The following is a 13,873-nucleotide window of genomic DNA, read 5'->3' as shown; positions in this document are numbered from 1 at the left end:
CTTTTCGCATGACCCTCTCCGCGCGCTCTGTGATGATGCCCCGCTCCCGGGGCCATTAGCGCTGCGCGGATCCATGATTCGCCGCTCGACGATTCGAGGCCCTGACCACGGGGCCTCGATCCATGTCTGCGGCCGGGCCCCCAGATGACTCCTGGAGGATTCCGATGAACATCTACGTCACCACCACACTCCCCTACGTGAATGCCAAGCCGCACTTGGGATTCGCGCTCGAACTCGTCCAAGCCGACGTGCTGGCGCGACATCATCGCGGGCGCGGCGCGCAGGTGCGATTGCAGTGCGGCACGGACGACAATTCGCTCAAGAACGTGCTCGCGGCCGAGGCTGCGGGCCTCGAGGTGCGAGAGTTCGTGGACGCCAACGCTTCCGCGTTCACGGCATTGAGCGGGCCGCTGTCGATCTCGGTCGACGATGTGATTCACACCAGCCGCGATCCCCGGCATCGGGTCGGAGTCGAGAGGTTCTGGCGGGCGGCTGCCGCCGCCGGGGATCTGTATCGCAAACATTATGAGGGGCTGTATTGCGTTGGGTGCGAACAGTTCTACACGGCCGGGGAACTGACCGAGGGGCTGTGCCCGGATCACGGCATCGAGCCGCAGCGGGTGGCGGAGCAGAACTGGTTCTTCCGGCTGTCACGATATGCGCAGCAGTTGCGGGAGGCGATCGGCACCGGCGCGGTTCGGATCGACCCGATCGAACGGCGGAATGAGGTGCTCGCCTTCCTCGATGCCGGGCTGGCGGATATCTCGATTTCCAGATCCGCCGCGCGGGCGCGGGGCTGGGGCATACCGGTTCCCGGGGATCCGGATCAGGTGGTGTACGTGTGGTGGGATGCGCTCGGCAACTACCTGACCGCCCTCGACTACGGGACCGACGGCCCGGCCCTGCAACGCTGGTGGACTGCGGCGGATCAGCGAATTCATCTGGTGGGCAAGGGTGTTCTGCGATTCCACGCGGTGTACTGGCTCGCGATTCTGCTCTCCGCGGGACAGCCGCTGCCGACCCGGATTCTGGTACACGACTACATCACGGTCGATGGCCGCAAGATCAGCAAGTCGTCAGGGGTCAGCGTCGATCCGGTCGAGTTGGTGGATGCCTACGGCACCGACGCGGTGCGCTGGTGGCTGTTACGCGAGCCGCCCAGAGTAGGCGACGCCGACTTCACGATTGCCCGGCTCGTACATCGCGCCGATGACGAATTGGCCAATGGCATAGGCAATCTCGTGAATCGCACGGTCGGGGCGATTCACCGGTACCGGCAGGGCAGGCCGCCGCGCACCGAACAGGCTGCGCCACAGGCGGATGCATTGCGAGACGCCATCCGGCGGGCGGACGATCGCATCGTATCCGCGCTTGCCGCATACGATTTCCGCGCGGCGACAGCGGCGGTGTGCGCTATTGCCGACGAGGCCAATCGGTACATCAACGAGATTCGGCCGTGGGAGCTGGCCGCCGCCGAGGGCGCGGGCGACGCGAGCGCGGAGGCTGCGCTGGATGCGGTACTGGGCACGCTGCTGGACGCGTGCAAGGCCCTCGGCGATCAGCTCCGGCAGTTTCTGCCTGATCTGGCCGGGCGGATTGCCGCGAGCTGCACCGTTCACGACGGCAGGCTGCCGGCCGCGACGCCGGTGCAGCCGCGACACCGCTCATGACTCCGCGCCCAGCGCGGTCGCCAGGAAGGTGATGAGCTGGGCTCGGACGCGGTCGCGGGTCATGCCCTCCGAGCTGCCGCGCAATGCGGCGAGCAGCGCCGAGACGAGCACCGACAGCAGGACCTCACCGGCGATATCGACATCCAGACTGGAATCGAGGTAGCCGCGGTCTATGCCGTACGAGACCTTGGCCACGGCTTCCTCGCCATAGCGGCGGGCATTGAGCAGACAGCGGTCGATGACCCGGGCATCGATCGAAGAGGCTTCCAGCAGAAAGAAATTCACCAAACCTGGTTCGGTGTCGACCAGGTGGAAGGAGCGGTCGATGACACGGGAGTACCGAGCGCAGAACTCGTCCAGGGATTCGGGGAGATCGTCGCCCTCCGGCCCGAGCAGGTAGTCCCGCAGCAGATCGAAGCAGTGGTCGATGACGGCGTCGAGAATGTCCCGCTTGTTCTCGAAGTAGTTGTAGAACGTGCCATGACTGACCTGCGCCGCAGCGGCGATGTCGTCGACCCCGATGGTGCGAAAGCCACGAGTGATGACCAGATCGTAGGCCGCCAGCACCAGCGCGGTCCGCCGCTGCTCTGCGCGCGCCGCCCGGCGGGTGGCGCGCCCCGCTTGTGTGTCAGCACCGCTCATGATGCGCTCCGCATGTGCAGGACCTTCTCGAGTATGCGCAGCACACCTTCGGTGCTGTGTTCACGGGCCTGCGGGCTGCCGCCGCCGTGCAGTTCGCGCAGGATCCAGGGCCAAACCAAGGTCAGGATGGTGTGGGCTATCACCTCCGGGTCGAGTTCGGGGCGGATCCAGCCGGCGCGGACGCCGCGGGCGAGTTCCGCGGCGAGGACCGAGGCGGCGAAACCTTCCAGGCCGATCAATCTTTCGGCCAGTTCGGCGTCGATGGCGCCGGCTTCCACCAGGAGCAGGCGCAGGACCTGAGGTTCCCGGTCCACCAGGTCGTAGAGGCGGCCGACTATGGCGCGGAGGGCGTCCACCAAAGCTTCGGCACTGTCGGTGTCGCCTGCCAGGGTGGACAGGTCCACAGCATCGATGATCTTCTCGATGCCGAAATCTATGACGTGGTCGACGATTTCGCGTTTGCTGCCGAAGTAGCGGTAGACGGTGCCCTGGCCTATGCCGGCCTTGGCCGCCACGTCCGAGATCGTGGCGCTCGCATAGCCTTTGGCGGTGAAGACCTCGTAGGCGGCTTCGATGATCTGTGCGCGCCGCCGCAGCGGAAGCTCCCGCTGCGGCGGACGGCCGGTGCGTCGGGCTATTTCGCGGCCCCGTTCGTCGCGGCGACATCCTTCGGGCCGTAGTCGACCACCAGCCAGTCGCCGTCGTTCTTGGCGACGGTGACCACGAGCAGGTTGGGCACGGTGGCGGGGTCCTGCTGCTGGATGTTCTGGGTGCGCTGGGTGGCGTAGACGGTGACCGAGTACTGGTCGTTGCCCTTGGCCTCCACCGAGGTGCCGACCACCTGGCCGGTGGCGACCACCTGCGCCTCGGTCATGATCTTGGAGAGGGTGTCGTGGACTTCGGTGTAGCGGGTGCGCAGGGCGTCGGAAGTGCCGCGCTGCACGCCGTCGAAGAAGGCGGGGACGTTCTTGTAGTCGTAGGTGAGCGAACGCAGGGTGTAGTCGCGAGCCACTTCGGCGGCGCGGTCACGATCGGCATTGCTGTTCTGGAGCGACTGCAGATCGTTTGCGGCGCTGCGCCATTGGAGGCCGAGAACCACACCCAGCACCGCCAGTACGGCGAGCGCGCCCGCCATCACGGGGATCAGGCGCTCGCGCAGGGCACTGCCCACGGGCGCCGGGCTCCCGACAGGCACGGGGTTAGCCACAGACACAGGGTTACCCATAGACATCGTGTTCCCCACCGGCACAGCCTCCACCGTAGCCGACGGCGGCGCCGCCTCCGCAGCTTCGGGCTCCGACTTGTTCAGCAGCACAGCGGTTTCCGCTGTTTTGTCGGTATCGCTCACGATGGTCTTGTCAGTGTCCGTCACGGTGGTCTTGTCGATATCACTCATGAGATTTCTCGCTATCGCGGTTGTGGTTGCGGCTGGGGCAGCTCTACGCCGATGTGGGCGGTGCCGTCGCCGGGGAAAACGGTGGCGAGCAGGTCGACGATCGAGCCGGCGTCCACGCGCAAGGGTTTGATCACGCTGGTCGAGGGCTTCAGGGCGGTGGCGATGTGCCCCAGGTCCGGGCCGAGCAGCTGGATATAGGAGTCGATCTTTTCGACCAGGGGGCCGATGGGATCGTCGAACATGAATTCGCCCACCGTGGAGTAGTTCTGGAAGGCCGCGATGATGTGCAGCAGCTCCGGCAACCCGGTGTCGATATCGGTGGCGGCGGCGCTCAGGGCGGGGGCGCGGCCGTTGAAGCGGTCACCCAGGTTCTGCACATTGGAGTACAGGCGGGCGATGGCATCGCGCTTGTCCCGCAACAGATTCGCGGTGCCGATCAGGGCCTGGGTCAGGTTGGCGATATCGGCGTCACGGCCCTCGAAACCCTCGGCGACGGTGCCCGCGAGTTGCGCCAGTTTCGCCGGATCCAGTTGCGCGGTCAGCGCATCCAGCTTTGCGAGGGCGTCACCGACGGTGGTGGCGGTGCGGACCTGACGCTGCGGCACGATGCTGCCATTGCTCAGGTACGGGCCCGCGGTGCCCTCGGGACGGAAATCGAGGAACTGCTCCCCCGCCGCGGACAGATTGGCGATCTGCACCGGACTGTCCAGGGGGATACGGTATTTGGCGTCGTACTCCACCTTGACCGCCAGCCCGCGCACGGTGGCGCTGACCTCACGCACCTTGCCGATGGGCAGGCCGCGCAAGGTCACCTCGGAGGTCTTCATGAGCCCGCCCGAGCTGTCCAAAAGCACGGTGACGGTATTGGTTTCGCGACGCGGGTCCAGGTTGAGCACGCCGACGGCCATGTAGGTGCTGCACAGCAGCGTCATCACCGCCAGCAGCGCCAGCGAAACCGGTCCGGACAGTGAGAGTTTCATGGCACCATCCCAATCGAGCGCAGTGTGGTGATGAGCTGATCGGCCTGGATGTCGGCGCTGACCCGCTGCACCCGCACATCCGGTGCGGTGAGGAACGGAATCAGCTTCTCCCGCAACAGGGTCCGGAAGGTTTCCAGATTCTCGGCCAGGGTGATGTCGGCATAGCCGACGGTGACCGCGGTCGGCGCGAGCACCGACACGATGGTCTGGAAGTCACCGACATGCGGCACCAGCAGATCAGCGGCATTGCGGGCCAGCCCGCCGCCGCTGATGATCAGCTTCACCACATTGAAGAGCACATCCGACAGACCCGCGGCCCGGTCCGGACCGACGGTGAGGATGGTGTCCATGGCGGCGCGACCGGATTCCAGTTTGCCCGTGATCTGTTGCGCCGAAGCCAGAATGGCGTTCAGCTCATCGCTGTGCGAGGCCATGTCGCTGAGCGCGGCGCGCCCGGCGGCATTGATCCGATCCAGTTCGGCCGGATCGGCGGGGAACGCCGAATTGATGTCCACCACCAGCTGTTGCACATCGGCCCAGCGGCCACCGGTGATGATATTCGACAGCGCCCGCAGAATGTCCTCCACATTGGTGGCGGGCACGGTCTGCGACACCGGGATCACGTCCCCGTCGACCAGGAATCCGGTCTCGGACTTCTTGGGCGCTTCGAGGGCGATGTGAATGTCGCCGAGGATGGTGCTCTGCCGCAATTCCGCCGTGGTGGTCTTGGGCAGCTTGGCATCCTGACGCAGCTGGACCGTGGCCACGGCGGTATTGCCGTACAGGTCGATCCGCTCGAGCATGCCGATTTCCACGCCGTCGGCGATGACCTTGGCCTTGTCGGGCAGGTTCAGCACCGAACCGAATTCGATGCGCACCGTGTAGGTGTCACCGCTGATGTAGGTGCCGGGAATCGGGATATCGGTGGCCTTGAGCCCACAGCCACTGGCCAGCAGCGCTACGGCGCCGATCGTGGGAATCAGCTTGGCGAGGCGGCGTTTACGCACTCGTGTCATCGCGCACCACCCTGCGGGAGCTGGTTCACCAGCGGCGGCAGCTGGGCGAGCAGGTCGCTGATGGAACCCTGATGTGTTTCGAGCACCTGTTTCGCCTGCGGCAGTATCTGATCCAGCAGTTCGAATACCCGCTGGTCGTATTTCCCGGCATTGCGGGCGATCACCGGCAGGAACTCCACCGCGATATCGACCGCGCCGGCGAACTCCATGGAGAATTCACCGATCAACTGCAGTCCGACGCGCAGATTGTCCAGCACCAGCTGCATATCCGGCCAATTGCTCACGAACATGGTGGTCAGCTGGTCGAGATTGTCCACCAGCCGCCGGAACACCACATCCCGCTGCGACGGGTCGCCGACCACCGCCGAAAGTCGTTGCAGCAGTTGGTTGAACTGCTGTCCGGTGCCGCTCATGGCCTGGTTGGCCGCGGTGAGCGTGCTGTCCAGCAGCAGGTCGGGCTGACCGTTCGCGCCGCCGCCGACGGTCAGATCCTCGGCCAGCACACCCATGGCGTCGAGCGCCTCGCTGATGCCGATCGGCGTCTTGGTGCGTTCCAGCGGAATGCATTTCGCGGTGTCGAAACGATCGCCGCCGGTGTAGGGGTTGGCCAATTCCACATGCCGGTCGGTCACGATGGAGCTGGACATGGTGACGGCGGTGACGTCGGCGGGCAGCGTGTATTTGCTCGCGATGCTCATGGTGACGCGCATGCGGTCACCGAGGGCTTCGATTTTGGAGACGGTGCCGATATCGACGCCGAGCATGGTGACGCTGTTGCCCTCGTAGAGGCCCACGGTGTCCTTGAATTCGGCGCAGACCTGTTGGTCGGCCGCACTGGCGGAATTCGCCCAGGTGACGCCTGCCACGCCGGTGGCGACCACCGCTGCGGTGACGCCGGCGGCCAGTGCGGCTTTTCGCCACGGTTTTCCATTACTCAGCATCAGCACGCCTTGCCTTCATAGGGGATGCAGAGCTGCACGCCGGCGGCCGGGTCCGCGACCTGCACGTCGGTGCCCACCAACCCGTTCAGCTTGGTGATGACATCGCGCAGGCCGTTGATCACGGTGTCGATCCGGCTCGGATCCTCGAATGCCTTCGAGAACAGCTGCTCGAATTGCGTGACGGTCGGCTCGACATTGTCGCCGTAGGCCATGATCGGCCGGTGCAGCACCAGCAGCAGCCGTTTCACCAGGTTGAACACCGAGATGATGTCGTCCTTGCGATTGCCCAGCTGATCGGCGACCGCGCCGAGCTGCCGGACGAAATCGGTCAGCATGGCCTTGTCGGTGGCGACGGCGGCAATGTATTCGTCCGACACCTGTAGTGCGGTGTCGAGTTGCTGGGTGCGCTGCGAGAGCAGGCCCGTCAGCTCATTGGCATTGCCGATCACATTGCGCAGCGCGTCCGGCTGGCCTGCCAGGGCGGAATTCAGTTCACCGAAGGTGTCACGCAGGGTGGTGCCGTCCACCTGACCGAACACCGGTGTGCCGCGGTCGAGAATGTCGCTCAGCTCGAAGGGCGTGGTGGTGCGCTCCGGCGGAATGTGGCCCTCCCCCAGCGCCTTGTCACCGGCCGGGCTCAACGCCAGGTAGTGCCCGCCGATGGGGGTGAGCATCTTGATCTCCACCGCGGACCGATCACCCACGTGCACATCGCGATTCACCGTGAAGGCGATCTCCACGTGATCGCCCACCAGGTCCACCGAGCGGACCTTGCCGACATTGATACCGGCCACCCGGACCTCGTCACCGGGATGCGCACCGCCGGAGATCTTGAAGTCGGCCACGTAGGTGCGCTGCCCGAACGGGATCACATACAGTGTCCCGGCCGCCAGCAGCGCGACCGCGCACACCGTGACACCCGCTATGCCCCAGCGCAATTGCTTGGGCCGGTCGCCGCGCCCCGTGAGGATTTCACGGATGAGCGCGCCGAAATACTGGATCAGTCCCGTCATTTGCACACCACCAGGTTCTGGTTGGCGAGGATCGCGGCAGCGACGGCGGGCACGGCCGCCTCCCCGTTGGAGCATGTAATGCGCGGCCGCACACCGTCTCCCGGCACCGCCTGATTGAGGCCGGTGACGAGCTGCGGGGTCAGCGCGAGCAGATCGGTGAGCTGATCGGTCTGCGGCACCAGCCGGCGCAGCAGGCCGTCCACCGGACCGTAGGCCTGGTCGTAGGCGGCCTGCCCCTGCTCCAGAATCGGAATGAGCGGAACGAGCGCCGCATTCGCATTGTCGATGGCGGTCAGGATGGTCTGCGTTTTGGTGGTGAACTGGCTCAGGATCGCCGAGAGCTGCCGCACCAGATCGCCCACCGCCTGGGACTTTCCACCGATCTCCGCCGACACCAGGCCGAGGTTGCGGATCAGCAGCACGATGACCGCTTCACTGCTGCGAGCGTTCTTGGTGAGCGAGTCCAGATCCGCCAGCACCGGGCCGATACCGGCACCGTCGCCCTGCAGCACGCGCAGCAGATTGTCGCCGAACTGATTGAGCTGGGCCGGATCCAGGGTTTCGAACATGGGTTTGAAACCGTTGAACAGCTTGGACACATCGAAGCTGGGGATGGTCCGATCCACCGGAATGGTCGAGCCGACAGCGAGTTTCGTGCCACTCGGCCCGTCGGTGAGCAGTTCCACGTAGCGCTGGCCGATCAGGTTCTGGTAGCGCACAGCGGCTTTGGTGTTGTCGTAGACGGGGCGGCTCTGGTCCACGGTGAAGTGCACGCGAGCCTGGGTGCCGTCCAGCGACACCGCTTCCACCTTGCCCACGGCGACGCCGGACATCCGCACCGAGTCACCCGGGAACAGGCCGGAGACGTCGGTGAACACGGCGTCGTAGGTGACCTTCTCGCCGGGAATCGGGGTGCGCAGCGCGGTCACGATGAAGACCGAGCAGGCGCCCACGACGAGCAGGAAGACCACCAGTTTGGCTGCGGCTTTGCCGATGTCGTTCATCGCGTACCCCCGTTCCGCGAATCGGCATTCAGTGAATCGGCAAGGTACGGCATGGTTTTCGCGATCAGCTCCAATTGCAGCTGCACGCGGCCGTCCACCACCGGGAAGGCGCCGTCCATGGCGCGCAGCAGGTTCGGGACCCGGTTGTAGGCCGGGGCGACCGTGCCGATGGAGGCGCTGATCGGCACCGCGAGATCCAGCACCGTGCTGAGCAGGGCCTCCAGATCCGGGTTGTTCGTCTGCAGCAGGTCCGAAATGCCGACCAGCACAGTCTGATCCACGCCGTCGGTGGCCTTGTTGGTGCGAGCCCGATTGTCGGGGTCGCCGAAGTAGGCGGCCTGTTCGAGCACCGCGAGAATGGCGCGGCCCGCCGACGGCGTGAGGTCGGCGAGTGCGCCGGTCATGTCCTTGCCGATGGTCAGATAGTGCGCCAGCGGCGCCTGCTGACCGTCGGCGAGCAGGCGCGCCGTCTCGAAGAACGACTGCAGCACCGGGCCGAGACTGTCGGCATTGTCGAGCATGAGATCGAACAGCCGGTGCACGGTCGCGGAGTCGAGCACCTGGGTGAGCCGGGCCGCACGCCGGAAGACTCCGGCGACGGTGGCATTGGTGGCGTTCTCGCCGATCTGCAGCACCGCGCCCTCGCGCAGCGGTTCGCCGCCGTCACCGGCCACCAATTCGATTGCGCTGGAACCGAAGACATTGGACGAGGTGAAGCGCGCGGTCACGTCGTCGGTGAGCGCGCCGGCCTGCTTGCGGTCGATCTCCAATTCGATGCGCTGATGGCCGTAGCCGACGGTGTCCACCGCCTTCACCGTGCCGATGGCGAAGCCGCGGAACTTCACCTCCGCGCCCGGCGCGAGACCCTCACCGAGCGTGGCGGCGTCGACGGTCAAGGCGAACCTGTCGGCGAAACCGCCACGTGCGTAGGAACTTACGAGCATCGTCACGACGACGATGACGATCGCGAGAACGAGGCCGCGCAGGCGCAGCGCCCACGGTTTGGCGGCGCGCCCGGAATGATCCTGAAAGACGCCCATGGCCTACCCCGAAATCCTGATGCCGACATCCAGGCCCCAGATCACGATCGTGAGGATCATGTCCAGGATGACCACGAGCACCAGGCTCGCGCGGATCGCGCGACCCGAGGCCCGGCCCACGCCCTCCGGTCCGCCGGTGGCGTAGAAGCCCTGGTAGCCGTGGATGAGAATGATGGTGACCACGAAAATCGTTGCCTTGACCAGGGATGCGATCACATCTCCGGGTTGCAGGAAGGCGTCGAAGTAGTGGTAGTAGGTGCCCGAGGACTGCCCGTGCAGCACGTTCACGACCGTGGCGCACGACAGGTACGACAGGATCAGCGTGAGCAGGTGCAGCGGCACGATGGTGATCACGCCGGCGATGACGCGGGTGGTCACCACGAACGACATCGGGCGGATGCCGATGGCCTCGAGCGCGTCGATCTCCTCGGAGATGCGCATGGAACCTATCTCGGCGGTCATGCGGCAACCGGCCTGTGCCGCAAAGCCGATGGCCGCCACCATGGGCGCCATCTCGCGGGTATTGGCGTAGGCGGAGACGAACCCGGTGAGCGGGCCCATGCCGACCATGTTCAGCGCGGTGAAACCCTCCACGCCGATGGAGCCGCCGACCGCGATGCCGAGGAAGGCCAGCACCGCCACGGTGCCGCCGCCGACGATGATCGCGCCACTGCCCCAGGTGATGTCGGAAAGAATGATCATGGTCTGGCGCCGGTACACGCGCAGCGTGTGCGGAATGGCGGCCAGCACCTCGTAGACGAAAGTTGCTTGATGCCCGAGCGTTTCGAGAACCGTCATCGGGGCGTCGGCCGAGCGTGCGACCACTCGGCCCGCTGCCCCGAGCGGCTGATAGCGGGCTGGTACCTGAGTCATCAACCCACCCGAGTTGGTAGGAACATCGAAACCAACTGGGTGATAACGAGATTCACCCCGAAGGCGGAGATCACGCCGATCACCACCGCCGCGTTCACGGCATTGGCGACGCCCTTGGGCCCGTTCATGGCCTCCAGGCCGCGCTGACACGACACGATGAGCACGATGATGCCGAACAGGATCGACTTCACGATGGCGACGACGAGATCGCTCATCTCGGCGAAGGCGGAGAACGCCTGCAGGTAGCTGCCCGGCGTAACCCCTTGGAAGCCAACGGCAATCACGTATCCGGTGAACACGCCCATGAAAATGATGAGCATGCACAGCAGCGGCGTGAGCGCGATCATGGCCGCCAGTCGCGGCGCCACCAGCCGGCGCACCGGGTCGATGCCCATGGTCCGCAGGGCGTCCACCTCATCGCGGATGGTGCGGGCGCCCAGATCGGCGGCGATGGCCGAACCGGCCGCGCCGCCCAGCAGCAATGCCGTCACCATGGGCGCGCCCTGCCGGATCACGCCGAGCCCGCCGGCCGCGCCGGACACCGAACTCGCGCCGACCTGCTGGGTCAGACTGCCGACCTGGACCGCCACGATGACGCCGAACGGAACCGCCACCAGCACCGCCGGAATCGCCGTCACGGAGACGATGAACCAGCCCTGCTGCAGCGTGTCCCGCCACGGATGTTTGAGTCCGACAATGTCGGTGATCAGGTAGCGGAAGGCCGCTACCGCCAGTTGCAGGGTGCGCCCGAACGTGCGCAACCCCGAGAGAACGAACTCGGTGACGTTCCGCACGAGCGGTTCCGGCCCCCGAATGACTTTATCGACCAATGCTTGTACCCCACTGCCCCACTGCCTGGCCCGTACCGGCCGTCCCAGACGTTAATACACTTTTCCGACTGACGTGTCAGTCTTCACTTGATTCACCCAAACCCTTGACCATCCAGCCAGTTTCATGAAGGATGCTCGGTCTGGTTTGCGGCGTGGGGCACCGCATCGGGCAGTAGCAACTCTCTGGCGACCCCAAGAGCCGGGCTACTGTCTGGCACACGTCACCGTGCAGGAGCATTTAGTCGCGTCTGCTCCGGCTGCCCAGCAGCCGATCCGCCATTCGACGCCGATCCGACGGCCGGCCCCCTCGACGCCGGGAATCGTGTCCCGTTCAGGACGAACCCAACCCGGACAGGCGGCTCAGACGAGACAGCCGCTCCCGGGCCGGGTGGGCATCGAGCCCGCGAAGTGTCAGGCGAACAGCCTCGCCACGAACGGCATGCTGTCCGGCAGGGACGCCGCCATGGTGGCGCTGTGGTCCTTGCCCGGGTAGATGTGCACCTCGGGGCGGACGCCATGCAGTTCCAGATCCGCGATCAGCTTGGTGGTCAAGGGGATCGGGACATCGAGGTCGTTGGTGCCCTGGCCGAGGAAAAGCGGGCGGTCGTAGCCGGTCATGGGGACATCCAGGACCGGGCGCGCGGTGGCCATCAGGTCGCCGTCCGAAAGTGGCCGCGAGAACAGCTGATTCAGCGGGATGCCCGCGGCGCGCTGCGCCATCGGGGTGAAGCACAGGGTCTGCGCGGCGGTCATCAGGTCCTTGCCGAGCGGGGTGAGATAGCTGTCCAGGTCCAGGCCGGGGCGCGCCGCCTGCAGGCCATTGAGGACATAGGTGGCGTAGGCGGTCAGATGGGCCTGTGAGACGGCCGGGCCCTGCGGGCCGATCAGCGAAAACGCTTCCACCACATTGGAAGCGGGACCGGTGGCGACGGCGCCGCGATAGTCCAGCTCGGGGGCGTAGCCGGTGGCGAGGGAGGCGGTGAACACGGCCGCGCCGCCGCCCTGGGACTGGCCGATGGCCACCCACTTCGAGGCGAGGGAGTCATCGACGGCACGGGCCGCGCGGACCATGTCGATTGCGGCGTGCGCCTCGGCCCGGCCGTCGAGGTAGGTGTGCACGCCCGGGGTGCCGAGACCGATGTAGTCGGTGGCAACGATCGCGTAGCCCTGCCGCAGCCAGGTGGCGAGATAGTCCATGTCGCGCTGGGAGCGGCCAGCCGTGGAGGGTGCGCAGTCGTCGCCGACGCCGACCGTGCCGTGCTCCCAGGAGACGACCGGCCAGCCGCCCGGCGGAGGCGTTCCGGCCGGGATGAAGATCGCCCCCGTGGACAGCGCGGGACGGCCGTCGGAATCCTGGGTCCAGTAGGTCAGGCGGCGGGCCGAGGCGGTGCCGGTCACCCACAGCTGCTCGGGCAGAGCCTCGTTCGACACCACCGTGCCGGGTGCCGCGCCGCCGGTCGGATCCGCGAGGGCGGAACCCGCCAGCGGGCCACCGGCCAGCAGGGCGGTCGCGACCAGGGTGATCACGGTATTCCTCGTCGAACGACTGCTCTTCTTCGAACGGCTGCGGCGGGTCATGCGTCCTCACAAGCTCTTGATGTCACGGTTTTGATGTCACGGTGTCGACCTCACAGCGTTGGTGTCACACTGTGACAGTTCAGCCAGACTAACCTGAAAAGTGTCACTTTGAGACACCAAATTGGGTGACTCGGTCTCATAGGGATTCCGCGCCTTGTAAAAATTGGGCGCAGCCCGACTCGAACGACGCCGGGTGACATGGACGACGGAGGGTGGGGCATGACCCAGGATGTGGGGCTACGCGTACGGGAGAAGGCCCGGGTCCGCCGCCAACTCATCGACACCGCACTGCGGCTGTTCGAACGGCAGGGCTATGACCACACCACCGTCCAGCAGATCGCCGACGCCGCCCACGTCTCCCGCCGCACCTTCCACCGCCACTTCCCCTCCAAGGCCGCCGTCATCTTCAGCCACGAGGAAGACCTGATCGCCTACCTCCTGGCCGCCCTCGACCGCCGCCCACCCGGCGAATCCGCCCTCACCGCCCTGCGAGCCGCCCTGCGCGACTTCGTCCTCGACGAAACCGACCCCGAAACGCGCCGCACCCAAGCCGACACCGCCCGCCGCGCCCGCCACCTGCTGGTCACCAATCCTGAACTCCGCCAAGAGAACTTCACCGGCGCCGTCACCCGCCAGCACGTGCTGGCCCAGCGCTTCGCCCACCGCGCCGGCCTCCCCATCGACGACCTGCGACCCCAACTGGCGGCGGCGGCCTGCTTCGCCGCCCTCGGCGTGGGCCTGGACCAATGGATCCTCAGCGCGGACCGCTCCTTGAAAGCTCTCTACGAAACCCTCGACAGCACAGTCGCTTCCCTGCAACACGGCATCGACTTCTGAGCGGCAGGTTGATCGTCACGCATCGGCTGGGGCCGCGGTAGGGCGCGACTCCG

General features: G+C 66.2%; 14 protein-coding genes. 2 read left to right on the top strand and 12 right to left on the bottom strand.

Translation table 11 applies throughout. The features are described 5' to 3' along the window. Nucleotides 1-164: 164 nt before the first annotated feature. A complete protein-coding gene (locus tag H0264_RS19670; protein WP_181578895.1) occupies nucleotides 165-1,670 on the top strand; it encodes a methionine--tRNA ligase in 1,506 nt (501 codons plus the stop codon). Here H0264_RS19670 and H0264_RS19665 read toward each other — a convergent pair. The 12 genes from H0264_RS19665 to H0264_RS19610 form a co-directional block, all read right to left on the bottom strand. Next, complete coding sequence (locus H0264_RS19665; RefSeq protein WP_181578894.1) at nucleotides 1,665-2,312, bottom strand: TetR/AcrR family transcriptional regulator; 648 nt, start codon at nucleotides 2,310-2,312, stop codon at nucleotides 1,665-1,667. The two genes, H0264_RS19670 and H0264_RS19665, sit on opposite strands and share 6 nt — an antisense overlap. Continuing rightward, nucleotides 2,309-2,887, bottom strand: coding sequence for a TetR/AcrR family transcriptional regulator (locus H0264_RS19660; protein WP_276514554.1), 579 nt, complete (start codon nucleotides 2,885-2,887; stop codon nucleotides 2,309-2,311). Before H0264_RS19660 ends, H0264_RS19665 begins: the two co-directional genes overlap by 4 nt. Before the next feature lie 59 nt (nucleotides 2,888-2,946). Next, nucleotides 2,947-3,483, bottom strand: coding sequence for a hypothetical protein (locus H0264_RS19655; protein WP_181578893.1), 537 nt, complete (start codon nucleotides 3,481-3,483; stop codon nucleotides 2,947-2,949). 236 nt (nucleotides 3,484-3,719) lie between these two features. Then, nucleotides 3,720-4,688, bottom strand: a complete 969-nt coding sequence (locus H0264_RS19650) for an MlaD family protein (protein WP_181578892.1) — start codon at nucleotides 4,686-4,688, stop codon at nucleotides 3,720-3,722. Then, nucleotides 4,685-5,704 (bottom strand): MlaD family protein, encoded by a 1,020-nt coding sequence (locus H0264_RS19645; protein WP_181578891.1) that lies wholly within the window; start codon nucleotides 5,702-5,704, stop codon nucleotides 4,685-4,687. The genes H0264_RS19650 and H0264_RS19645 overlap by 4 nt, the downstream gene beginning before the upstream one ends. Further along, entirely contained in the window at nucleotides 5,701-6,645 is a 945-nt protein-coding gene (locus tag H0264_RS19640; RefSeq protein WP_181578890.1) for an MCE family protein, read from the bottom strand. Before H0264_RS19640 ends, H0264_RS19645 begins: the two co-directional genes overlap by 4 nt. Beyond that, complete coding sequence (locus H0264_RS19635) at nucleotides 6,645-7,658, bottom strand: MlaD family protein (RefSeq protein WP_181578889.1); 1,014 nt, start codon at nucleotides 7,656-7,658, stop codon at nucleotides 6,645-6,647. The genes H0264_RS19640 and H0264_RS19635 overlap by 1 nt, the downstream gene beginning before the upstream one ends. Continuing rightward, on the bottom strand, nucleotides 7,655-8,662 hold the full coding sequence (locus H0264_RS19630; protein WP_181578888.1) for an MlaD family protein: 1,008 nt from the start codon (nucleotides 8,660-8,662) through the stop codon (nucleotides 7,655-7,657). The genes H0264_RS19635 and H0264_RS19630 overlap by 4 nt, the downstream gene beginning before the upstream one ends. Further along, on the bottom strand, nucleotides 8,659-9,702 hold the full coding sequence (locus tag H0264_RS19625) for an MlaD family protein (protein WP_181578887.1): 1,044 nt from the start codon (nucleotides 9,700-9,702) through the stop codon (nucleotides 8,659-8,661). Before H0264_RS19625 ends, H0264_RS19630 begins: the two co-directional genes overlap by 4 nt. 3 nt (nucleotides 9,703-9,705) lie before the next feature. Beyond that, entirely contained in the window at nucleotides 9,706-10,575 is an 870-nt protein-coding gene (locus H0264_RS19620) for an MlaE family ABC transporter permease (protein ID WP_181578886.1), read from the bottom strand. Next, nucleotides 10,575-11,453 (bottom strand): MlaE family ABC transporter permease, encoded by an 879-nt coding sequence (locus H0264_RS19615; protein ID WP_420832101.1) that lies wholly within the window; start codon nucleotides 11,451-11,453, stop codon nucleotides 10,575-10,577. Before H0264_RS19615 ends, H0264_RS19620 begins: the two co-directional genes overlap by 1 nt. Before the next feature lie 363 nt (nucleotides 11,454-11,816). Next, nucleotides 11,817-12,983 carry a lipase family protein gene (locus tag H0264_RS19610; protein ID WP_181578884.1) on the bottom strand — a complete coding sequence of 389 codons (1,167 nt, stop codon included), beginning with the start codon at nucleotides 12,981-12,983 and terminating at the stop codon, nucleotides 11,817-11,819. A gap of 219 nt (nucleotides 12,984-13,202) precedes the next feature. Between H0264_RS19610 and H0264_RS19605 the strand changes: the two genes are divergently transcribed. Then, nucleotides 13,203-13,820 carry a TetR/AcrR family transcriptional regulator gene (locus H0264_RS19605; protein ID WP_181578883.1) on the top strand — a complete coding sequence of 206 codons (618 nt, stop codon included), beginning with the start codon at nucleotides 13,203-13,205 and terminating at the stop codon, nucleotides 13,818-13,820. Nucleotides 13,821-13,873 lie beyond the last annotated feature (53 nt).

It is taken from the genome of Nocardia huaxiensis (assembly GCF_013744875.1).
GTDB lineage: Bacteria > Actinomycetota > Actinomycetes > Mycobacteriales > Mycobacteriaceae > Nocardia > Nocardia huaxiensis.
Note: the sequence above shows the minus strand (reverse complement) of the source record. Positions and strands in the feature narration are given on the sequence as shown.